This is a genomic window from Asanoa siamensis (genome assembly GCF_016862555.1).
GTDB lineage: Bacteria > Actinomycetota > Actinomycetes > Mycobacteriales > Micromonosporaceae > Asanoa > Asanoa siamensis.
Genome location: NZ_BONE01000114.1, coordinates 1 through 20,910 on the forward strand (window position 1 = coordinate 1; position 20,910 = coordinate 20,910).

General features: G+C 71.3%; 18 protein-coding genes. 11 read left to right on the top strand and 7 right to left on the bottom strand.

Going from position 1 to position 20,910, the window contains the following annotated elements:
• Nucleotides 1–125: 125 nt before the first annotated feature.
• A complete protein-coding gene (locus Asi02nite_RS37775; protein WP_203718854.1) occupies nucleotides 126–1,589 on the bottom strand; it encodes an MFS transporter in 1,464 nt (487 codons plus the stop codon).
• A 110-nt stretch (nucleotides 1,590–1,699) separates the two neighbouring features.
• Between Asi02nite_RS37775 and Asi02nite_RS37780 the strand changes: the two genes are divergently transcribed.
• Nucleotides 1,700–2,311 carry a TetR/AcrR family transcriptional regulator gene (locus Asi02nite_RS37780; RefSeq protein ID WP_203718855.1) on the top strand — a complete coding sequence of 204 codons (612 nt, stop codon included), beginning with the start codon at nucleotides 1,700–1,702 and terminating at the stop codon, nucleotides 2,309–2,311.
• 610 nt (nucleotides 2,312–2,921) lie between these two features.
• Here Asi02nite_RS37780 and Asi02nite_RS37785 read toward each other — a convergent pair.
• The 3 genes from Asi02nite_RS37785 to Asi02nite_RS37795 are packed head-to-tail and all read right to left on the bottom strand — an operon-like array spanning nucleotide 2,922 to nucleotide 5,963.
• Nucleotides 2,922–4,079 (bottom strand): low temperature requirement protein A, encoded by a 1,158-nt coding sequence (locus Asi02nite_RS37785; protein WP_203718856.1) that lies wholly within the window; start codon nucleotides 4,077–4,079, stop codon nucleotides 2,922–2,924.
• 10 nt (nucleotides 4,080–4,089) lie between these two features.
• Complete coding sequence (locus Asi02nite_RS37790) at nucleotides 4,090–4,752, bottom strand: response regulator (RefSeq protein ID WP_203718857.1); 663 nt, start codon at nucleotides 4,750–4,752, stop codon at nucleotides 4,090–4,092.
• Nucleotides 4,749–5,963 carry a sensor histidine kinase gene (locus tag Asi02nite_RS37795; RefSeq protein WP_373312416.1) on the bottom strand — a complete coding sequence of 405 codons (1,215 nt, stop codon included), beginning with the start codon at nucleotides 5,961–5,963 and terminating at the stop codon, nucleotides 4,749–4,751. Before Asi02nite_RS37795 ends, Asi02nite_RS37790 begins: the two co-directional genes overlap by 4 nt.
• A 135-nt stretch (nucleotides 5,964–6,098) precedes the next feature.
• Here Asi02nite_RS37795 and Asi02nite_RS37800 point away from each other — a divergent pair, with 135 nt between their 5' ends.
• The 5 genes from Asi02nite_RS37800 to Asi02nite_RS37820 all read left to right on the top strand — a co-directional run bounded on the left by Asi02nite_RS37800 (nucleotide 6,099) and on the right by Asi02nite_RS37820 (nucleotide 10,468).
• Nucleotides 6,099–6,995, top strand: coding sequence for an ABC transporter ATP-binding protein (locus tag Asi02nite_RS37800; RefSeq protein WP_203718859.1), 897 nt, complete (start codon nucleotides 6,099–6,101; stop codon nucleotides 6,993–6,995).
• A complete protein-coding gene (locus Asi02nite_RS37805) occupies nucleotides 6,992–7,786 on the top strand; it encodes an ABC transporter permease (protein ID WP_239127583.1) in 795 nt (264 codons plus the stop codon). The genes Asi02nite_RS37800 and Asi02nite_RS37805 overlap by 4 nt, the downstream gene beginning before the upstream one ends.
• 80 nt (nucleotides 7,787–7,866) lie before the next feature.
• Nucleotides 7,867–8,253 (top strand): YchJ family protein, encoded by a 387-nt coding sequence (locus tag Asi02nite_RS37810; RefSeq protein WP_203718860.1) that lies wholly within the window; start codon nucleotides 7,867–7,869, stop codon nucleotides 8,251–8,253.
• 203 nt (nucleotides 8,254–8,456) lie between these two features.
• Entirely contained in the window at nucleotides 8,457–9,479 is a 1,023-nt protein-coding gene (locus tag Asi02nite_RS37815; RefSeq protein ID WP_203718861.1) for an FAD-dependent monooxygenase, read from the top strand.
• Between the two features lie 116 nt (nucleotides 9,480–9,595).
• Entirely contained in the window at nucleotides 9,596–10,468 is an 873-nt protein-coding gene (locus Asi02nite_RS37820; RefSeq protein WP_203718862.1) for a LysR family transcriptional regulator, read from the top strand.
• Between the two features lie 3 nt (nucleotides 10,469–10,471).
• Here Asi02nite_RS37820 and Asi02nite_RS37825 read toward each other — a convergent pair whose 3' ends face one another.
• On the bottom strand, nucleotides 10,472–11,179 hold the full coding sequence (locus Asi02nite_RS37825; protein WP_203718863.1) for an SDR family oxidoreductase: 708 nt from the start codon (nucleotides 11,177–11,179) through the stop codon (nucleotides 10,472–10,474).
• A 91-nt stretch (nucleotides 11,180–11,270) separates the two neighbouring features.
• Here Asi02nite_RS37825 and Asi02nite_RS37830 point away from each other — a divergent pair, with 91 nt between their 5' ends.
• On the top strand, nucleotides 11,271–12,146 hold the full coding sequence (locus tag Asi02nite_RS37830) for an aminoglycoside phosphotransferase family protein (protein WP_203718864.1): 876 nt from the start codon (nucleotides 11,271–11,273) through the stop codon (nucleotides 12,144–12,146).
• Here the strand turns inward: Asi02nite_RS37830 and Asi02nite_RS37835 are convergent.
• On the bottom strand, nucleotides 12,137–14,800 hold the full coding sequence (locus Asi02nite_RS37835) for a discoidin domain-containing protein (RefSeq protein WP_203718865.1): 2,664 nt from the start codon (nucleotides 14,798–14,800) through the stop codon (nucleotides 12,137–12,139). The genes Asi02nite_RS37830 and Asi02nite_RS37835 overlap by 10 nt on opposite strands.
• A gap of 1,544 nt (nucleotides 14,801–16,344) precedes the next feature.
• Here Asi02nite_RS37835 and Asi02nite_RS37840 point away from each other — a divergent pair.
• Both Asi02nite_RS37840 and Asi02nite_RS37845 read left to right on the top strand, forming a co-directional pair.
• Nucleotides 16,345–16,797 carry a DUF305 domain-containing protein gene (locus tag Asi02nite_RS37840; RefSeq protein ID WP_203718866.1) on the top strand — a complete coding sequence of 151 codons (453 nt, stop codon included), beginning with the start codon at nucleotides 16,345–16,347 and terminating at the stop codon, nucleotides 16,795–16,797.
• A gap of 32 nt (nucleotides 16,798–16,829) precedes the next feature.
• Nucleotides 16,830–17,204: a hypothetical protein gene (locus tag Asi02nite_RS37845; RefSeq protein ID WP_239127587.1), complete on the top strand. Its 375-nt coding sequence runs from the start codon at nucleotides 16,830–16,832 to the stop codon at nucleotides 17,202–17,204.
• A 164-nt stretch (nucleotides 17,205–17,368) separates the two neighbouring features.
• Here Asi02nite_RS37845 and Asi02nite_RS37850 read toward each other — a convergent pair whose 3' ends face one another.
• Complete coding sequence (locus tag Asi02nite_RS37850; protein ID WP_203718868.1) at nucleotides 17,369–18,508, bottom strand: epoxide hydrolase family protein; 1,140 nt, start codon at nucleotides 18,506–18,508, stop codon at nucleotides 17,369–17,371.
• Between the two features lie 128 nt (nucleotides 18,509–18,636).
• Here Asi02nite_RS37850 and Asi02nite_RS37855 point away from each other — a divergent pair, with 128 nt between their 5' ends.
• Both Asi02nite_RS37855 and Asi02nite_RS37860 read left to right on the top strand, forming a co-directional pair.
• Nucleotides 18,637–19,284, top strand: coding sequence for an adenylate kinase family protein (locus Asi02nite_RS37855; protein WP_203718869.1), 648 nt, complete (start codon nucleotides 18,637–18,639; stop codon nucleotides 19,282–19,284).
• Between the two features lie 22 nt (nucleotides 19,285–19,306).
• The gene (locus Asi02nite_RS37860) at nucleotides 19,307–20,809 is read left to right on the top strand and encodes an aldehyde dehydrogenase family protein (RefSeq protein WP_203718870.1); all 1,503 of its coding nucleotides are present in this window, start codon (nucleotides 19,307–19,309) and stop codon (nucleotides 20,807–20,809) included.
• Nucleotides 20,810–20,910 lie beyond the last annotated feature (101 nt).

Here is a 20,910-nt window from a genome sequence, read left to right on the forward strand (position 1 = left end):
GTGGCAGGCCCGCCCGGACCGGGTGCGGGCCTGCCACGCTCCGCCTCGACGCACGAAGGCCCGCGCCGAACCGGCGCGGGCCTTCGCTCCCCCTGCGGGTTTCCCCCTGTGGCCTTTCCCTGTGGTCAGACCGTCACGACGGTGCGTTCCTCGGCCTCCTCGTCGACCGGCACCGGCTGGTTCTTCAGGCCCGGCAGGAGCCAGGCGGTGAACAGGGCGCCCAGTGCCGCCAGCGCGGCGCCGCCGAGCAGCGCGAGCTGGAAGCCGTCGGTGGCCGCCGTACCCGGCGCGTTGCCGCTGGTCAGCGACGACGTGGTGGCCGCGGTCGCGATCGCCACGGCGATCGCGAGACCGATCGAACCGCCGACCTGCTGGGTGGTGTTGATCAGGCCGGACGCGAGGCCCGACTCGTCGGACCGGGCGCCGGCCGTCGCGGCCAGCGTGACCGGGATGAACATCAACGCGCCACCGACGCCGGCCAGCAACGAGGGCCCGAGCAGCTCGGTCCAGTAGCTGCCTTCCGCGGTCAGCAGCAGCGCCAGCCAGACCAGCGAGCCGGCGGTGATGATCATGCCGGCGAGCAGCGGCGTCTTGAACCCGATGCGGGTCACGATCTTCGAGGTGAAGCCCGCGAACAGGATCAGCGTGATCGCGAACGGCAACTGGCCGAAGCCGGCTTCGATCGGGCTGTAGCCCCAGACCTGCTGCATGAACAGCGTCAACACGAAGAACATCGGGAACACCGCGGCGGTCACGGTCAACGCGATCAGGTTGGCGCTCCGCAGCGTCTTCTGCTTGAAGACGTGCAGCGGCACCAACGGGTGCTTGGCCCGCGACTCGATGAAGATGAACGCGATCAGCAGGGCGATCGCGATGGCCGCCGAGGCGATCGTCTGCGCCGACCCCCAGCCCGCGCTGTTGCCGTCGACCAGGGCGAAGACGCCCAGGGCGACACCGGCGGTGACGGTGATGGCACCCATGACGTCGAAGCCGTTGGCCCCGATCGCCTCACGGGCGGCGGGCAGCAGCCGCGGCGCGAGCGCCAGTGCGGCGATGCCGATCGGCACGTTGACCCAGAGGACGGCTTCCCAGCCGATCCACTCGGTCAGCAGGCCGCCGAGGATCGACCCAGCGGCCGCACCACCACCGGCGACCGCGCCCCAGACGCCGAGCGCGCGGTTGCGCTCCGCGCCGGCCGGGAAGATCGTCATCAGCAGCGACAGAGCCGCCGGTGCGACCAGTGCGGCGCCGAGGCCCTGGGCGGCCCGGGCGGTCACCAGCATGGCCGGGTTCTGCGCCAGCGCACCCACGAACGAGGCGGCGACGAAGAGCGCGAGGCCGGCGACGAACATCCGGCGTCTGCCGAGCAGGTCACTGATGCGGCCGCCGAGCAGCAGGAAGCCGCCGAAGGCCAGTGTGTAGGCGTTGGTCACCCAGGACAGGGAGTCCTGGGAGAAGTTCAACTCGCGGCCGATCGACGGGAGCGCCACGTTGACGATCGACGCGTCGAGGACCAGGACGAATTGGGTAACCGCGAGCAAGGCCAAGGCCAGGGTCTTGTGCGGCGTCGCTTGTTGCGCGCGTCTCATCTGCGCGATCCCCCCGGGTTTCGAAGTGGAAGTCGAATTCCGCTTCCGCTATGTTCGAACGTACGGAATCAAGATTCCGGTTGTCAATCGGATTCGGTAGGATCGTCGTGATGACCACCACAGCGCAGCCCAGCCAGCCCGGGGGGAAGACCCTCAACCCGGTGCTGGCCGGAGCCCGGCCGATGCGCGGCGACGCCGCCCGCAACCGCGCCCGGGTCCTCGACGCCGCCCACGCCGCCTTCGCCGAAGACGGCGCCGAGGTGCAGATGGAGCAGATCGCCCGGCGGGCGGGGGTGGGCGTAGGCACGCTCTACCGCAACTTCCCGACCAAGCAGGCGCTGATCGCCGAGCTGGCGCAGCGCTGGGCCGACGAGCGCATAGAGATCGCCGACCAGGCGCTGGCGATGCCCGACCCGGCGGAGGCGTTCGGCTGGTTCGTCCGCCGCACGGCCCAGGACATGGCCGGCGACGCGGGGTTGTGCCATCTTTTCAGCGGTCTGGGCGGCGCGGCCTGCGAGATGCCGGACCTACTGATCGAGCGCACGGAGGTGCTGCTCGAGCGCGCGCGCCGCGCGGGCGCGATCCGCCCGGACTTGAACGTCTCCGACTTCCAGGCGATCCTGGGGGGCCTGTCCGCGGCGATCGCCCAGACGGACAAGTGGGAACTCTTCGCGGAAATGCTGATCACCGGCCTCCGCGCCCCGGCACCACCTTGCCCGTGACGTCGGCGTAGGGCTTGTCCCGACGGGTCGCGGCGCTCCCGCTTGCCGCCGCCAACGCGCGACCGTCACCGGCCTACGCGGCCCCGGCACCGCCCCGCCGTGCCCGCAGGCCCGGCCCAGGTCTCGTCTCGGCGGATCGCCGATTCGACCAGCCGCCGCCGCAGCGCGGCCCTACCGGCCTCCGCGCCCCGGGCACCGCCCCTGCCCGCGAGCCCCCGCCTAGCGCCTTTCCTGAGCGGGTCGCGGACGTCCGCCGGCAGCCACCATCGCGCCGCCGCCGCCCGGCCTAGGGCCCCACACCAACCCTCCCCCGTGATCCCCGACCAGCGCCCGTCACGACGGACCGCCGACGTCGGTCAGCAGCCGCCACCGCGCCACGTCACGTCACCCGGCCTACGCGCCCCGCGCCCCCCTGCCGAAAGCCCATGGCCCAGCGCGTGTCTCAGCCGATCACGGGCGTCCCCCGCAGCCGCCGGGTCGTGTAGGTGCGCGCCGGCCGACGGCGTTACGAACGCGAAGGCCGTCCAGAGCGCAAGCCACGACCCCGGAGGCCCAGCGGTCTCCAGGCCCCCAGCAATTCAGGCGCCCAGCCCACCGCCGTCGTCCGCGTTCAGCGGCCGAAGTCGTGCAGGTTCGTGCTGCGGGAGCGCAGCAGCATCGGGAGGTCCTCGATGATCAAGGCCGTCGCCATGATCACAAAGATCGCCAGCACCTGGACAGTGGCGTCGACCCGGCCGACAAAAACCGTGAGCAGCACGAGCCCCGCCGCAATCAAGCGGTGCGGCACCCCTTGGCGGATCTTGAGCACGAGCAGGAACACCGCGTGCCCGACGAGATAGAGCGCCGCCCCCGCCGCCATCGCGGCCGCGCCCGGCCACTCCAGCGGGTCGAACGCCGCCGGGATCGCTTCCTTGATGCCCGCCGAGAAGAGGACGATGCCGAAGATCATCGGGAAGTGCGCGTGTCCGAAGGCCCAGATCGCGATCCCGGCCCGGTGCACGGTGTCCGTGATGCCCGCCAGCGCGGCCGTCGAGCGCTCCTCGTCGCCGGCGAAGTATGCCCACCAAAAGTAGTACGCGACCGCCAGCCCGAGCAGCGCCAGCAGCAGTGAGGCACCGTCCAGGGTCACGCCCGCGAAGCCCAGGCCGATCGAGATGATCGACTCGCCGATCACGATGATCATCATGAGCCCGTGGCGTTCGACGAAGTGCCCGGCGATCAGTACGACCCCGCCGAGCCGGCGCAGGAACGGGATCACGAACTGTACGACCAGGGCGCTGCCCCACCAGACCGCCCGCTGGCTCTCGGGCAGCAGACCGCCGGCGAGGACGAGCCCGGCGGAGAGCAGGTTGAGCGGCGCGAAGCCGAGCGCCGCCCGGAACGCCGTCGGGCCGGCCGAGTGCAGGAAGAGCACGCTGTGGGCCAGGTTGACCAGCAGGATCCCGAGCCCGAAGGCCCAACCGTCGGCACCGAACGCCTCCGGGATCGCCAGGGCGACGATGAGGAAACCGGCCATCCCGACCAGCAGCATCGTGCGGCGGAACGTGCTCGTCGGGGCCATCGCGTTGGTCAGCCAGGCGTAGCCCGAGTACATCCACCAGATCAACGCCAGCATGAGCACGATCTCGCCGAGCGCGGTCCAGTTCAGCCGCTCGGCCAGCATGTCGGTCAGCTGCATGATCGTGAACACGACGACGAGGTCGAAGAACAGCTCGAGAGTGGACACCCGCACGCTGGGCTCACGCGCGGTCGCTTCCGGTGCCGTCACCTCGGGGAGCTTAGGTCAGGCCGGAGTCCTGGGCGAGGAGCGCCACCTGGACGCGGTTGTTGAGGTCCAGCTTGGTCAGCATGCGGGTCATGTGTGCCTTGACCGTCGCCACGCTCATGAACAACTCGGCGGCGATCTCCGCGTTGGACTTGCCGCGGCCCACCGCGATCGCGACCTCGAGCTCCCGCTCGCTGAGCCGGGCCAGCAGGTCGCGGGACCGGTTGCGCCGGGCGTCGGCGCCGTCGTCCGCGACGTGGGCGATCAGCCGCCGGGTGACCCGCGGCGACAGGATCGGGTCACCGGCCGCCACCCGCCGCACCGCCTGCACGATCTCGGCCGGCGGGGTGTCCTTGAGCAGGAAGCCGCTGGCGCCGGCCCGCAGCGCACGCAGCACGTACTCGTCGGCTTCGAAGGTCGTCAGCACCAGCACCTCGGGCGCGCCCTCGGTGCGCCGCAGCCGCTCGGTGGCGGTCAGCCCGTCCATCTTCGGCATCCGGATGTCCATCAGCACGACGTCGGGCCGGACCTCGGCCACCGCGCTCGCCACCTCGCTGCCGTCGGCGGCCTCCCCGACCACCGTCAACGCGGGCGTGCCGCCCAGGATCATCGAGAGTCCGGCGCGGACCAGCGGGTCGTCGTCGACGATCAGGACGCGGACGGGTTCGTCACTCATGCGGGCCACGGTAGCCAGGCGCGGAGCTCGAACTCGCCCGTGTCCGTCCGGCCGTGGGTCAGCCGGCCGCCGGCCAGGCCCGCCCGCTCGACCAACCCGACGAGCCCCGTGCCGGCGCCCGGAATGCGCGCGGGCGAGCCGACAGGGGCCGGGTTGCGCACCGCCACGGTGAGACCGCTGCCGGCCGCACCCTCGAAGACGACGTCGACCACGACGCCCGCCGCGTGCTTGCGGGCGTTGGTCAGACCCTCCTGCACCACGCGGTACGCGTTGCGCCCGACCGCCGCCGGCACCGCGTCGAGATCCTCGACCCGGCAGTCGACCCGGACCTTCATGCCCACACCGCGGGACTCCTCGATCAGCGCCGACACGTCCGCGAGGGTGGGCTGCGGGCGGATCGGTTCGCCGTCCTCCTCGCGCAGCACGCCGATCACCTCGCGGAGGTCCTGCAGCGCCTGGTGCGCGCTGCTGCGGATCACCGCGGCGGCCCGCGCGACCTCGTCGGGCGGTGCGTCCGGGCGGATCTCCAGCGCGCCGGCGTGCAGGCTGAGCAGCGAGATGCGGTGGGCCAGCACGTCGTGCATCTCGCGGGCGATCCTGGTGCGTTCCAGGTGCTGCGCCTGGCTCACCCGGAGCTGTTGCTCGGACTCGGCCCGCACCGCCCGGTCGTGCAGAGACACCACGAGCTGGCGGCGGGCCCGGACGAACATGCCCCAGGCGAACACGGCGAAGGTGGTGATCACGGACAGGGCGGTGACGAACCAGTAGGGCAGGTCCGGATCCGGGCGCCAGGCCAGGAAGACCGGCGCGGTGGCGGCGGTGAGCAACGCCATCAGGACGGAGACGCCGACCCGGCGGTGCACCGCGACGGTGAACAGGGCGATCATGCCGGAAACCGCCGAGGTCAACGCCACACCACCGATCGGCACCATGATCAGCGCGACCGCCACCGGCCATCGGCGCCGCAACCACAACAGGCCCGGCGTCAGCGCGCCCAGACCGATGTCGAGCCAGCGCGCCCACTCGGCCAAGCTGTCGTCGTTCCACACAGTGACCGAGAAGAGACCGACGGTAGCCACCGCCAGCACGAAAATGATCCAGTCCACGACCCAGTCGCGGGTCGAGCGGCGGACCGGGCGCGCGCTGTCGACGGTGGCCAGCAGCCCGCCGGGCAGCATGGACGGAATGTCCGGGCCGGTCCGGGTTGCCACAGTCATGATCAAATGGTACGACCGGTCGGCGCCACCGGCATCAGACCAAAGTCGATATCACTGCGCGACCTTCGGCGCGAGCCATCGACCTTGGCCCGACGCGCCGAACCACCCGTCGGCTGCAGGCTTGTCGGCATGATCAGTGTGACCAGCTTGACCAAGCGGTACGGGGCGCACACCGCCGTCAACGACGTCTCGTTCGAATGCGCCCCCGGCACCGTGACCGGCTTCCTCGGCCCCAACGGCGCGGGCAAGTCGACCACGATGCGGATGATCACGGGGCTCACCCCGCCGACCTCCGGCACGTCCGAGGTGGCCGGGCGGCCCTACCGGCAGCTGCCGAACCCGGGCCGCGAGGTGGGCGTGCTGCTCGACGCCTCGGCCCAGCACCCGGGCCGGACCGGCCGCGAGGTGCTCAGCCTCTCGGCCCGTACGCAGGGTGTCGGCAGCCAGCGGGTCGACGAGCTGCTCGACCTGGTCGGCCTGGCCGGCCCGGCCGCCAAGCGCCGGGTCCGCGGCTACTCCCTCGGCATGCGGCAGCGGCTCGGCATCGCACACGCGTTCATCGGCGACCCGCGGGTGCTGATCCTGGACGAGCCGGCCAACGGCCTCGACCCGGAGGGCATCTTCTGGATGCGCGGCCTGCTGCGCGACTTCGCCGACCGGGGCGGCACGGTGCTGCTCTCGTCCCACCTGCTGCGTGAGGTGGAGGCGGTCGCGGATCGACTGGTGGTCATCGGGGGCGGTCGAATCGTGGCCAACGGCACCAAGGCGGAGTTGCTGGCCGCCGGCGGCGTACGGGTGCGGGCACTGGACCCGGCCACGCTGCGGGTGGCCCTGGAGCGGGCCGGGCTCGCGGTGACCGAGGGCGCCGAGGGGGCGCTCATCGTGCAGGCCGAGGCGGAGCAGGTCGGGCAGGTGGCGGCCAGCATCTCGGCGGTGTTGATCGAGCTGCGGCCGGTCGACACCGGCGGCCTGGAAGAGCTGTTCCTGACCCTGACCGCCGCCGAGGCCAAGGAGACCGCGCGATGACCGCCACCATGACCGAGACGCGTACGCCCGCCGCGGCGTCGCGTACCTTCCCCCGGCCCAACCTGATCCGGCTCACCGGGGTCGAACTGCGCAAGATGGCCGACACCCGGGCCGGTTTCTGGCTGATGGTGGCCACCGCGCTGATCTCCGTGGTGGTCGTGGCGATCCAGCTGTTCGCCGCGGACCCGCCGGACCAGACGTTCAAGAACATGTTCCAGTCGACGCTGTTCCCGGTGGGCGTCCTGCTGCCGATCCTCGGCATCCTGTCGGTGACCAGCGAGTGGACCCAGCGCACGGCGTTGACCACGTTCGCCCTGACCCCGCAGCGGCAGCGGATCGCCAGTGCGAAGCTGCTCGCGACCGTCCTGCTCGGCGTGGTCTCGATCCTGCCGGCCCTCGGCGTGGCGGCGATCGGCAACGCGGTCGCCGGCGGCATGGACCCCGCGGCCGGTGACTGGTCGTTCAGCGGCACGCTGCTCGGCTACGCGGTGCTGTTCAGCGTCCTGAACATCATCTGGGGCCTGGCGTTCGGCATGCTGTTCATGAACTCCGCCGTCGCCATCGTGCTGTACTTCGTGGTCCCGATGGTCTGGTCGATCCTCACCCAGATGATCGAGGGCCTGAAGAGCGTGTCGGAATGGCTGGACTTCACGGTGACCTCGACGCCGCTGTTCGAGGACGCCGCGCTGACCGGCGGCGAGTGGGCCCGGCTGGCGGCCTCCATCGGCCTCTGGGTCGTCGTGCCCGGCGTGCTCGGGCTGGTCCGGCTGCTCAAGCGCGAAGTGAGCTGAATTCCCACAGGTGCGTGGGCGGTCGCGGGTCGGGGGTCCCGCGGCCGCCCACGCCGCCGCTTCCGGGCGAGAATGGCCGGATGGCGAAAGGTGCGTGCCCGTGCCGCAGCGGGCGGTCCTACGACGAGTGCTGCGGCCCGCTGCACCGGGGTGCGGCCGTGGCCGCCACCGCCGAACAGTTGATGCGGTCGCGCTACAGCGCCTTCGCGGTCGGCGACACCGACTATCTGCTGCGCACCTGGCACAGCACCACCAGGCCCGACTCGCTCGACCTGGACCCGGCGCAGCGCTGGGTGCGGTTGGAGATCCTCGAGACGGCCAAGGGCGGCGCCGCGGACCCGACGGGCGTCGTCGAGTTCCGGGCCACCTACCGGCAGGGCAGCCACACCGACGACCTGCACGAGCGGAGCCGCTTCGTCCGCACGGACGGCGACTGGGTGTACGTCGGCCCACTCCCGATGCGCTAGGGCCTATCCGACGGGTCAGTGCGAGCCGAGACGGAGTCCAGGTGTCGTCTGGTGGTGGCCCGGAATTGCCCGGATACCGGTGTTGTATCTGGGCAATTCCGGGACGCCGCCAGGCGGCGGCTGGGCCCGTCGCAGGCCGTGCTGACCCGTCGGATAGGCCCTAAGGGCTGTCGCGAGGCGGCGGGCGTAGGAGACTGACCCGCATGAGCGAGCCCCGAGTGTTGATCGTCGGTGCGGGCATCGCGGGTCTCGGTGCCGCGCACGCCTTGCGGGCCAAGGCAATCACCGCCGACCTGGTCGAGCGCAACCCGCGGCCCGAGGCCGGCGGCACGGGCATCTACCTGCCCGCCAACGCGGTCCGCGCGCTGACGATGCTCGGCTTCGGCGACGAGATCCGCGCCGCCGGCCACGAGATCCACCGGGTCCGGATGCTCGACCAGCGCGGCCGCCGCCTGATCGACCTGCCGATCGCCCAGATCTGGGGCGGCGTCGGGCATCCGTGCGTGGCGGTGCCCCACGCCGACCTGCGCCGGATTCTGCGCACCGGCCTCGACGTCACCGTGCGGACCTTCACGTCGGTCGACGCCGCCGACTACGACGTGGTCGTGGGCGCCGACGGCATCCGGTCCGCCGTCCGCGAGTGGGTCTTCCCCGACGCCGCGGCCCCGCGCCCGGTCGGCGAGGTCGCCTGGCGGTTCATCGCGGACGGCTACCCGGTCGAGCACCTGTGGTGCACCTGGCAGGGCCACGGCCGCACGTTCCTGGCCGTCTCGCTCGGCGGCGGTCGGGCCTACTGCTACGCCGACCTGACCGCGGCCGCGCCGCCCGACGACTGGCGCGCGCTGTTCGCCGACTTCCCGGAGCCAGTCCGCGCGCTGGTCGCCGGCGCCACCGACGTGCACGCCGGCACGATCGAGGAGGTGTTCCTCGGCTCGGTGCACCGGGGCAAGACGGTGCTGATCGGCGACGCCGCCCACGCATATTCCCCCAACATGGCGCAGGGTGCGGCGCTCGCGCTGGAGGACGCGCTGCTGCTGGCCAACCACCTCGACGACCTCGACGCGTTCGCGCGGCGGCGGGTGGGTCGGGCCCGCTGGGTCCGCGACCAGACGCGGCGCCGGGACCGGGCCCGGCACCTGCCGCCGCCGCTGCGCGACGCGGTGCTGCGGACGGTTGGTCCGAAGCTGTTCAAGGCCGCCTTCCGGCCACTGCTCAACCCGCCATAAGACGATCATTTCCCGGGTCCGCGGTGGGCACGACCGTCGCTCCCGCCGGACACCGCTCCGCTGCGCTGCGCTGCCAGGTCCGCGGTGGGCACGGGTAGCGTTGCCCGGGGGTTCGCATGGATCTTGACTTGCGCAAGGTGCGGTATTTCGTGGCTGTGGCCGAAGAGTTGAACTTCGGCCGGGCGGCGGACCGGCTCCGGATCGCCCAACCGGCGCTCAGCCGGCAGATCCGGGCACTCGAGAAGGAACTCCACATCGAGTTGTTCGAGCGCTCCAGCCGGGGCACCGCGCTGACCCCGGCGGGCACCCAACTGCTGGCCGACGCCGGGCCGGTGCTCGCGGCCGCCGACGCGATGGAGCGGCGCGCGCGGCTGGCGGCACGCGGGACAGCCCCGTTCACCGTGGCGTTCATGCCCGGCATCCTCGTGACGCCGGTGGTCCGGGCCTTCACCGACGCGTACCCGGGGATCGGTGTCGAGGTCTTGCGCACCTCCTACTACGAGCAGGTGGCGGTGCTGCACGACGGGCGGGCCGACGTCAGCTTCGTCCGGCTGCCGGTGCCGGTGGCCGGGTTGACCGTGGTGCCGCTGTTCGCCGAGGCGCGGGTGGTCGCCGTGCCGGCCGGCCATCCCCTCGCGGGCAAGGAGCGGCTGCACGTCGACGACATCGCTGACGAGCACCTGCTGCAGGATCCGGACCTGGTGCCCGAGTGGCGCGACATCGCGCGGGACGTCCGCGAGGGCAGCAGCCGCTGGCGGTCCGGACCGGGGTCCACGATGGAGGAGAAGCTGGAGCACGTCGCCGCCGAGGAGGGCATCATCATCGTGCCCCGCTCGACGGCGGCGCTCTACACCCGGCCGGACGTGGTCTACCGGCCCCTCGACGGCATCGCCGACAACCAGGTGGCCGTCGCCTACAGCACCCAGCGCGGCTCGGCCGAGGTCGAGCAGTTCGCCGACCTGGCGGTGCGGCTCCTGCGCACGAACTGACCCTTACGCAAGGATCTGGCCGCCGTCGACGCCCAGCACCGTGCCGGTCGAGAACGGCTGATCGATCAGGTACGCGTACGCCCGGGCCACCTCGTCGGTCTCGCCGACGCGGCCGATCAGCCCGCCGACCTGCCGGAAGTAGGCCTCCCGGTCGTCCTCACCCAGGCCGGCCCAGAGCGGCGAGCGGGTCACCCCGGGCGCCACCGCGTTGACCCGGACCGGCGCCAACTCGATCGCCAGCGCCCGGGTCAGCGCGCTGACCGCACCGCAGATCGCCGCGGCCACCGACCAGCCCGCGGCCGGACGATGCTCGGCCGACCCCGTGGTCAGCGTGATCGACCCGCCCGGCCGGATCCGCGCCGCCGCGTGCTTCACGGCCGCCAGCACGCTGAAGAAGCGCAACCCGAAGAACTCGCGGGCCGCGTCGAGGTCCAGGTCGTCGGCCGGCAGCAGGCGCAGGGGTTCGCCCGCCGTGTAGACCAGGTGGTCGAACGGCCCGACCCACGCGAACAGCCGCTCGATCGCGGCCTCGTCCCGCAGGTCGACGGCGTGCCCGGTGGTGCCGGCGGGCAGCTTGGCCACCGCCTTGTCGACGCTCTCCTGCCGGCTCGACGCGACCACGATCTCGGCACCCCGCGCGCTCAGGTGCTCCGCCACCGCGAAGCCCAACCCCGAGGTGCCACCCAACACGACTACTCGCTGTCCAGTCATGCGACCAACCCTGCGCCGCGGACGTAGACGGTCGCCAATACCCCTTTCGTCGGGTCCGATGCCGATCGGGTATGGCTGGCACAATCACCCGGTGACCGCACCCGTCGCTGAGATCGACATCGACGCCGACCTGGTGGCGCGCCTGCTCCGGGCGCAGCATCCCGACCTGGCCGACCGACCGCTCCAACTCGTCGCCAACGGCTGGGACAACGTGATCTTCAAGGTCGGCGACGACCTCTGCGTGCGGCTGCCGCGCCGGGAGGTCGCGGTGCGGTTGATCGTCAACGAACAGCGCTGGCTGCCGACGCTCGCCCCGGTCCTGCCGGCCCGCATTCCGGCGCCCGTGCGGGTTGGCCTGCCCGGCCAGGGCTACCCGTGGCCCTGGTCGGTCTGCGCCTGGATCGACGGCGAGATCGCCGCGCGGGTGCCGGTGGCCGACCGCCGCCCGGTCGCGGCCGCGCTGGCCGAGTTCATGACCCGGCTGCACGTGCCGGCGCCGCCGGACGCGCCGGTCAACCCGGTGCGCGGAGTCCCGCTCGCGGTCCGTGACGAGCAGATCCAGGACCGGCTGACCAGCGGCAAGCTGGCCCGGGAGGACGAACTGCGCCGGCTCTGGGACGAGTTGCGGGAGACGCCGGTCTACGCCGGCCCGCCGGTCTGGCTGCACGGTGATCCGCACCCGGCCAACCTCGTGCTGCGCGGGTCGACCCTGGAAGCCGTGATCGACTTCGGCGACATCACCGCGGGTGACCCGGCGACCGACCTCGCCGCCGCCTGGCTCGTCTTCGACGCCGAGGGCCGGGCCGCCTTCCGGGCCGGCACCGAGGCCGACGACGCGACCTGGGCGCGGGCCCGGGGATGGGCCCTGGCGATCGGCACCGCGATAGCCGTGTTCGCCGACATCCACCCCGGTTTGGCGGATGCCGGCGAACACGCGATCAGTCAGGTGCTAGCGGATCACGGGTAGTTGTTCAGGTACTGCGTCTCGGCACCGCGCCGGGCCGTACCCCCGGTGTTGTTGATGATGCGGTTGATCGTGCCCTGACCACCGAGCGAGACGGTCACCATGTTCTGGAACCGCACGCCGGGTTTGGTGGGCACCTCGAACGAGCGCTCCGCGACCACGGATTCGTCCAATGTGAACACACAGTACGAGCCGAGGCCGATCGCGTAGTGCTCGTTGACCGCGTCGTTGACCTTGTACGCCGCGTACCCGCGGGTCGAGCCGTTCATCCACGACGCCTGGTTGGGCATCTCGTAGGGGAACTCGTTCTGGTAGAAGTACGTCCGGCCGCGCTCGCCGTTCCAGATCGTCTGGTACTTCTGGAAGTGCTCGACGAACAGGCCGTACATCGTGACGTCGTCGCCGTTGACGGTCAGGCCGGTGTCGGCGGTGTTGACCGACCAGCCCACCCCGTCGCCGTGGTCGGCGCGCCACAGCCACATGTGGTCGCCGATGACGTCGTCGCTGTTGACGGTCAGCGTGTTGGTCGCCCGGCCGACGCCCGGGCCGCCGATCCGGAAGAACACGTCGTGCAGCGAGACCGGGTTGGCGGCGTGGTCCGCGCTGGAGCCGGACGGGCCGACCTCCATCAGCACCGGCGAGTTGGTCGCGCCGGCCTCGAACATGATGCCGCCGACCTTGACGCCGTCGACGTCGGCGATCCGCATGCCGACCGTGCCGTTGTCGGCCTGGATGGTCGCGAGGCCCAGGCCCAGGATCACGGTGTTGGCCCGGTTGACCTGGATCGGCTGGTTGACGTGGTGGACGCCGGGCGTGAAGAGCAGGTTCTTGCCCTGCGCCAGCGCCAGGTTGATGGTCGCGACCGGGGTGCCCGGGCGCACGATGAAGAACGTCGACAGCGACAGCGACGAGCCGGCCGGCGTCTTGTTGAACCAGGTCGTCCCGGTCGAGTTGGTGCGCAGGGCCGGCACGAACACGCGGTACTCACCCGAGCCGTCGACGTACAGGAAGGGCTTCTCCCGTACGGTCGGGGTGTTGGGGATGACCGTGTGCGACGGGTTCGGGAAGTGGTTGGGCGGTGCGCCGGTCACGCCCTGGAACACCATGTTCCAGACCGATCCGGTCCACGAGCCGAACTCGCTGTTGCGGGAGTACCACTGCTGCTGCGAGCCGGAGACGACCATGCCGTCGATCTTGGTGTCGGCCATGAAGCCGCCGCTCGACCAACCGTCGCCGCCGTTCCAGAGTTGGATCTGGTTGCCGCCGCCCCGCAGGTGCATGCGGCGGTACGGGGCTGCCTGCGAGACGGCCCAGCGCTCGACACTCACGCCGGCGGGCAGGGTGACGGACAGGTTTTCCGCCGCGCGCCAGAAGTTCTGGGTGGCGTTGCCGCCGAACCAGAACGCCTCGGCACGGACGTGGCCGTTGAGGTTGACGTCGTCGGGCGACATGCCGAGGCCGGCGACCTGGGTGAAGAAGCCGAGGTTGACGTCGGCGGTGTAGTTGCCGGGCTTGAACAGGACCGCGTACCGCTGCGGGCCGAACTGGTTCTCCTCCTGCTGGGTGAAGATGGTGTTGAGCCGGCTCTGGATGGTCGAGGTCGGCGTGGACGGGTCGAAGACGAACGTGTTCGAGCCGAGGTTGGGGTTGCGCGGGTCGGTGGGTTCGACCGGTTCGCCGGTCGGCGGGTCGGTCGGCGGGTTGGTGGGGCCGGTGCCGGTGAAGATCCTCAGCTCCCAGAGTGAGTAGCCGTAGGCCGTGCCCCGTGCGGTGCCGTAGACGCGCAGGTAGCGCGCACTGGCGTTGACGTTGATCGTCTGGGTGCCGCCGGTGCCGGTCGTGGTGCTGTAGATGTTGGTCCAGGTCGCGTCGTTGTTGCTGGTCTGGATCTGGAACGCGCGGCCGTAGGCGGCCTCCCACTGCAGGACGACCTGGCAGATGTTCTGGACGCTGCCGAGGTCGATGCGGATCCACTGTGGATCGGATGCGGCGGAGGACCAGCGCGTGCCGGCGTTGCCGTCGACGGCGGCCGTCGCGGGGAAGCCGGCGCCCTGGGTCGAGGAGGCCGTCGCGGGCTTGCCCTGTGCGGCGTTGGTGGTGCCACAGCCGGTGGGTGGATTGCCGCCGAAGGTGCCGTGGACCTGGAACTCGAAGAGGCTGTAGCCCCAGGCGGTGGCGCGGGCGGTGCCGTAGAGGCGGACGTAGCGGCCGCTGCCGGTGACGGGCAGGATTTGGGTGCCGCCCGTGCCGGTGGTGGTGGAATAGATGTTGGTCCAGGCGCTGCCGTCGGCGGAGGTCTGGATCTGGAAGGCCCGACCGTACGCGGCTTCCCAGTTGAGGGTGATCTGGGTGACGCTGGCGGTGGCGCCGAGGTCGACCTGGATCCACTGTGGATCCGAGAAGGCCGAGGCCCAGCGGGTGCCGGCGTTGCCGTCGACGGCGGCCTGCGCGCCGAAGGTGGCATTCTCGGCCGACGACGCGGTGGCGGGCTTCCCTTGGGAGATGACGGCGTCGGCGGCACTGGCGGCGGACGACACGGTCAGCAACGAGGCGACGAGGGCGGCGACGGCCAGCCCGGCCGTGGCGGTGTGACGCCGGCTCCAACGTCGGCGTTGTGCGGGCGGTGGGGCGCTTTCGGGGGGTGCCTGGTATCTCATGTGCCTGCCTAACGGTGATAGGCGGCGCGCGCGGTATGCACGCCGGGACGGGGGCGTGGCGCTCGGAGAGCGCTCTCCGAGCGGCTATGAGTTTGAACCGCGATTCGGCTCTCGTCAATATGTGGGGGAGCGCTTTCCGGGGATTGACACGCATCGCAGTGTCGCACAGACTGGCGCTTGGCGAGAGCGCTCTCTCGCTTAATTTCATCGATGGACCAAGATCTCTCAACGACGACCGTCCCCGTCGAGGAGCTCACCTGATGGCCCGCTCCGCCGTGCCCACTCCCCCGCCGCCAGCGGCGGTCCGGGGCGCTGCGACACGGGCGCGGCGGCTGCGGTTTGGTCTTGCCGCGTGGGGTGGACCGATGGCCCGCGGCGCCGCCATGTCGGGGCCTGCCGTGGGTGGTGGAGCTTTGGCGCGGCGGTTCGGGATCATGCGGGCACCGGCTGCAGCCGCCCCGCGCGCCGAGTCCGCGCCCGGGGGTGCCGATGACGCGGGTCCGGTGTCCTTGGGCGTTCCACGCCGCCGCCGCACGCCACGACTCTGCGCCCGTGGGCCGATGAACCGAGTCCGTACTACGTGGGCGCTCCACGCACTTCATCGCAGGCCACGACTCCGCGCACGGAGCGTGCCCATGCAGCGGGTCCGGACTACATGGCGGTTCACGCATCCGCCTCGCGCCACGACTCCGCCCCCGGAGCGTGCCCATGAACCGCGTCCGAACTACGTGGGCGCTGCACCCACCCGCCCCACGCCACCACTCCGCGCCCCGGCGGCTCCTATGACCGGGGTCCGAACCACGTGGCGCTGCATGCACCCGCCCCACGCCACGACTCCGCCCCCGGAGCGTGCCCATGAACCGCGTCCGAACTACGTGGGCGCTGCACCCACCCGCCCCACGCCGCCACTCCACGCCCGGAGCGCGCCCATAACCCGGATCCGACTACGTGACGCCGCACGCACCCGCCCCACGCCACCACTCCGCCCGCGGAGCGCGCCCATGAACCGGCTCCGGATTGCGTGGGAGCTTTACCCGCCAGCCCTCGGGCCACGAGTCCGCGCTCCGGGGGTGCCGATGACCCCGAGTCCGAATTACGTGGCGCTACATGCAGCCGCCCCACACCATCACTTCGCCCCCGGAGCGTGCCGATGACCTCGGTCTGGATTGCGCGGGCGCTTCACGCACCCGCCGCGCGCCACGACTCCGCGCTCGGAGCGTGCCGATGAGCCGAGTCCGGACTGGGTGCGCGATAGGTGCGCGCGGCGTGGGCGAGGGGTCCTCGGCGCCAGCGGTGGGCGGCGGGCGAGGGCTCGATGGGGCCGGAGGGCACCGATGACGCGGCGGCGTGTGGTGTTGGCGCTGGTCGCCTCCGCTCTTGTCGGTGGGTGTTCCGCGCCGGATCGTGGGGCGCCCGCGGGAAGTGGTGGCTCGCCTACCGGGGCGGGATCTGGCACGCCGTCCGGTGGTGGCGGCGAGCCCGCCGCGGGTGGTGTCGGCGAGCCGGCCGCCGGTGGTGGGCCGAACACGACTGACATCGCTTGGATGCAGTTGCTGATCGCCATGAATGAGCGGCTGCTGCCGCTTTTCGACCTCGTACCCAGTCGTAGTGGGGACCCGGCCGTGCAGCTTTATGCCTCCGTTGCCCGGCGGGCGCGGGAGGCGGAGCTCGAGTCGCTGCGGAAGCTGGCCGCGGGTGTAGCCGACCTGCCGACCGACAACCCGCACCTCCAGCACGACATGCCCGGGATGCCGACGGTGGCGCAGCGGGAGGCGATGGCGCGTACCAACGGGAAAGAGTTCGACCGCGGCTTCGCCGCCGCGATGATCGCGCATCTCGACCAGACCTCCCGGCTCTGCACGGGCGAGCAGAGCGCCGGCGCCGACCCGGCGTTCCGTTCGCTCGCGGCGTCGATCGCGCGCGGAGTCGGCGAGGAGCGAGCCCGGGCGTCCGCACTGGACGCCCGGGCCGCTTCGCCCAGCGCGAACACGCGTTGACGTCAAGATGCCTTGACGGCAGCGTTATGCGCATGACACCGGACCTGCTGGAACGCGAACACACACTGGCCACGGCGACGGCGCGCTTCGACCAGCTACGCACCTGGGAGGCGCTCGGTGAGCCGGCACTCGGCCGCGCTGAGGTGTTGGAACTTCTCGCGCTGAGCGAGGTGCTCGCCCGCAAGGCAGCCTACGGGCGGCAGCTCAGCATCCGCAGCGCCCGCGCGGCCGGCGCGTCGTGGACCCAGATCGGGGCCGCGCTGGGCACCAGCAAGCAGGCGGCCTGGGAGGCCCACGCCAGGTGGATCGACGACCAGGCCGACCAACACCGCGACAGCGACGTGGCCGGGCTGACCGGTCCGGAGGTCGCCGAGCTGCGCGACCAGGCGGGCGACGCGGACAGCTAGCCGGAGCGGAAGCGCTCGTCGTCTACATCGGATCGGCGGAACCGGGCGGTCGACCCGTTAGGGGTTGCCCGCACCCACGCCAAAGCCGGCGGCTTGCGGGTAAGCACCACAGCCGAAAGCCACCGGGCCCGTCGTGGGCGCCCGGTGGAATCGGCGCGAGGTTGCTAGCGGACCGTGCGGAAGAACGTGCGGACATCCTCGACGAAGAGGTCCGGAGCCTCGAGGGCCGCGAAGTGGCCGCCGCGGTCGTACTCGCTCCAATGGGTGATCTTGTTGGTTTGTTCCGCGTAGCGGCGGATCGCCACGTCCTCCGCGAACACCGCCACGCCCGTCGGGATGCCGCTCGGGGTCGGCCAGTTGCCGCTGTGCATGCTCTCGTAGTAGAGGTTCGCCGACGTGCCGGCCGTGTTGGTCAGCCAGTAGAGCATCACGTTGGTCAGGATGTCGTCGCGGTTGACGACGTCCTCCGGGAGCTTGCCGCCGTGCGTCCACTCCTGGAACTTCTCGACGATCCAGGCGAGCTGGCCGATCGGTGAGTCGGCCAACGCGTACGACAGGGTCTGTGGCCGGGTCGCCTGGATCTGGAAGTAGCCGTTCATGTCCTGCATGTAGTTGGCCAGCCGGCCCAGCCGTACCTTCTCGGCGTCGGTCATCGTGGCCTGCTCCTCTTCGGACACCTCGCCGAACGGGATGAAGCCCATCGTCGCCGCGTTGACGTGGATGCCGATCACGTGGTCGGGGTCGACGCGGCCGAGGTCCGGCGCGATGAAAGCGCCGTAGTCGCCGCCCTGGGCCCCGTAGCGCGCGTAACCGAGGCGGTCCATCAGCTTCGCGAACGCCCCCGCGATCCGGCGACTGTCCCAACCCGCCTGCGTCACTCGACCCGAGAGGCCGAAGCCCGGGATCGACGGGATCACCACGTGGAACGCGTCGGCCGGGTCGCCACCGTGCGACCGCGGGTCGGTCAGCGGGCCGATCACGTCGAGGAACTCCACGATCGAGCCGGGCCAGCCGTGGCTGAGCACCAGCGGCAGGGCGGTCGGCTCGGGCGAGCGGACGTGCAGGAAGTGCACCCGCTCGCCGTCGATCTCCGTGGTGAACTGCGGGAACTCGTTGATCTTCTGCTCGGCGGCCCGCCAGTCGTAACCGTCGGCCCAGTAGGCGGCCAGGTCGCGCAGGTAGTCGACCGGCACGCCGCGGGACCACTCGGCGCCGGGGAGCGCGAACGGCCAGCGGGACTGGGTCAGCCGGGCGCGGAGGTCGTCGAGGTCGGCTTGGGCGACGTCGAGGCGGTAGGGCTGCATGGGGGTTCCCTCCATCGGATCGTTGCGTTCCGTTCCATTTCACTGTAGCGGAACGGAATGATCCATTCCAAGAAGAGATCGCAAGATTCTGTTGGCAGCCGGCCACCCCGGCGTGGGACCGTTTTCGCATGCGGAAGTACGTGATCATGGGCGTGCAGGGCAGCGGCAAGGGCACCCAGAGTGAGCTCATGCGCCGTGACCTCGACCTGACCCACATCGGCGTCGGCGACATCCTGCGGTGGCACGTGCAGCAACACACCAAGATCGGCGCTCTGGTACGCCGCACGATGGCCGCCGGCGAGCTGGTCGGCGACGACCTCGTCGAGTCGATCGTGCGCGAGCGGCTGCAGCAGCACGACTGGAACTACGGCTTCCTGATCGACGGCTTCCCGCGCAACGTCCGGCAAGCGGAGTTCTTCCTCGAGAGCTACGACATCGACGGCGTGATCCACCTCGACCTGCCCGACGAGGACGTGCAGAAGCGGGTGCTCAGCCGGCGGCTCTGCGCGAGCTGCGGCATGGACTACAACCTGATCTCCGACCGCCCCGAGGTCGACGGCAATTGCGACGTCTGCGGCGGCGACCTGGTGCCCCGCGACGACGACACCCCCGAGGCGCTGGCCGCGCGGCTGCGGGACTACTACGAGAAGACGGAGCCGGTGCTCGAGCTTTTCCGGCGCAAGGAGTGCGTGCTGACGGTCGACGCCCGCCCCGAGCCGGGCGCCGTCCAGGACGCCATCCGATCGGGGCTGGACCTGCCGCCGTACCGCCGCTGATCGTTCTTCGTAGTGTGGGGGCATGACGACTTACCGCTCCGTCAACCCCGCCCGCCTCGATGACGTCGTCGCCGAGGTGCCGCTGACCGACGCCGCCGGCTTCATCGCCGCGTGCCGCACCGCGCGGGCCGCGCAGCGGGGTTGGGCCGCCGTGCCGGCGCCGGTCCGCGGTCAGGTCATCGGCAACCTGGGCCGCCTGGTGCGCGCCAACTTCGAGGCGCTGGCCCAGCTCGTCACCCGCGAGATCGGCAAGCCGATCGTCGAGGCCCGCGGCGAGGTGCAGGAGATCATCGACACCTGCGACTTCTTCCTGGGCGAAGGACGCCGGTTGTACGGGCAGACGGTGCCCAGTGAGATGCCCGACAAGCAGCTGTTCACGTTCCGCGTACCCGTCGGGGTGGCCGCGATCATCACGGCCGGCAACTTCCCGGTCGCGGTGCCGTCCTGGTACCTGGTGCCCGCCCTGCTCTGCGGCAACGCCGTCGTCTGGAAACCCGCCGAGTACGCGTCGGCGAGCGCGGCGGCGCTGGCCGCGCTGGTGCGCCGGTCGGGCCTGCCGGACGGGGTGTTCGAGGTGGTCGACGCCGACGGCGCGGCGACCTACGAGGGGTTGGCCGGCGCGCTCGACGCGGGCCTGGTCGACAAGGTGGGCTTCACCGGGTCGTCCGCGGTCGGCGCGCGGATCGGCGAGCTGACCGGTCGGCACCTGCAGACGCCGTGCCTGGAGCTGGGCGGCAAGAACCCGATGGTGGTCACGCCGGACGCCGACCTGTCGCTCGCGGTCGAGGGCGCGCTGTTCGGCGGTTTCGGCACGGCGGGCCAGCGCTGCACGTCGCTGGGCACGGCCATCGTGCACGAGTCGGTGTACGACTCCTTCGTCGGCTCGCTGGACAAGGCCCTGTCGGATGCGGTGATCGGTGACCCGTCGCGGACCGATGTCCTCTATGGACCGATGCTGGCCGACCGGTTCGCGAGCCGGTACGAGGACTACTTGGGCTGGATCGGCGAGCACCACCGGGTGCTGGGGTCCGGCGGCCGCACGGGCCGGATCACGACCGACAACCCGCGGGCGAATTTCGTGGGTGACCCGGATGCGGGCCTCTTCTACCACCCGGTGCTGGTCGCCGGCGTGCGGCCGGACGACGAGCTGTTCAGGACGGAGACGTTCGGCCCGATCGTGGGCGTCATGCCGTACCGGGACCTGGACGACGCGATCGACCTCGCCAACGCGCCCGATTACGGCCTGTCGTCGTCGATCTACACCAACGACCCCCGCTCGGCGTTCGCCTTCCGAGCGGGCGTGTCCGCGGGCATGGTCAGCGTCAACAACTCGACGTCGGGCGCGGAGGCCCACCTGCCGTTCGGCGGCAACGGCCGCTCGGGCAACGGCTCCCGACAGTCGGGGGTCTGGGTACTCGACCAGTTCACCCGCTGGCAGTCGATGAACTGGGACTTCTCGGGGCGGCTGCAGAAGGCCCAGATGGACACCCAGACCATTACTCCGGACCTGGACTTCCGCCTCTAAGCCGTGGACGCCGCCGGGCGGCCGGCCATGGTCGCGGCCGTCGGGCTCAGCCGGACAAGGCGCGGCCGGGCATGATCGCGGTTGTCCGGCTCGACCGGACA

Bases quoted from the DNA above. Each gene is read 5' to 3' on its own strand.
- Asi02nite_RS37805 (WP_239127583.1), top strand. From the start codon at position 6,992: ATGACCGCCACCATGACCGAGACGCGTACGCCCGCCGCGGCGTCGCGT.
- Asi02nite_RS37800 (WP_203718859.1), top strand. From the start codon at position 6,099: ATGATCAGTGTGACCAGCTTGACCAAGCGGTACGGGGCGCACACCGCC.
- Asi02nite_RS37835 (WP_203718865.1), bottom strand. From the start codon at position 14,800: ATGAGATACCAGGCACCCCCCGAAAGCGCCCCACCGCCCGCACAACGC.
- Asi02nite_RS37825 (WP_203718863.1), bottom strand. From the start codon at position 11,179: ATGACTGGACAGCGAGTAGTCGTGTTGGGTGGCACCTCGGGGTTGGGC.
- Asi02nite_RS37780 (WP_203718855.1), top strand. From the start codon at position 1,700: ATGACCACCACAGCGCAGCCCAGCCAGCCCGGGGGGAAGACCCTCAAC.
- Asi02nite_RS37840 (WP_203718866.1), top strand. From the start codon at position 16,345: ATGCAGTTGCTGATCGCCATGAATGAGCGGCTGCTGCCGCTTTTCGAC.
- Asi02nite_RS37860 (WP_203718870.1), top strand. From the start codon at position 19,307: ATGACGACTTACCGCTCCGTCAACCCCGCCCGCCTCGATGACGTCGTC.
- Asi02nite_RS37810 (WP_203718860.1), top strand. From the start codon at position 7,867: ATGGCGAAAGGTGCGTGCCCGTGCCGCAGCGGGCGGTCCTACGACGAG.
- Asi02nite_RS37845 (WP_239127587.1), top strand. From the start codon at position 16,830: ATGACACCGGACCTGCTGGAACGCGAACACACACTGGCCACGGCGACG.
- Asi02nite_RS37790 (WP_203718857.1), bottom strand. From the start codon at position 4,752: ATGAGTGACGAACCCGTCCGCGTCCTGATCGTCGACGACGACCCGCTG.
- Asi02nite_RS37815 (WP_203718861.1), top strand. From the start codon at position 8,457: ATGAGCGAGCCCCGAGTGTTGATCGTCGGTGCGGGCATCGCGGGTCTC.
- Asi02nite_RS37820 (WP_203718862.1), top strand. From the start codon at position 9,596: ATGGATCTTGACTTGCGCAAGGTGCGGTATTTCGTGGCTGTGGCCGAA.
- Asi02nite_RS37775 (WP_203718854.1), bottom strand. From the start codon at position 1,589: ATGAGACGCGCGCAACAAGCGACGCCGCACAAGACCCTGGCCTTGGCC.
- Asi02nite_RS37850 (WP_203718868.1), bottom strand. From the start codon at position 18,508: ATGCAGCCCTACCGCCTCGACGTCGCCCAAGCCGACCTCGACGACCTC.
- Asi02nite_RS37855 (WP_203718869.1), top strand. From the start codon at position 18,637: ATGCGGAAGTACGTGATCATGGGCGTGCAGGGCAGCGGCAAGGGCACC.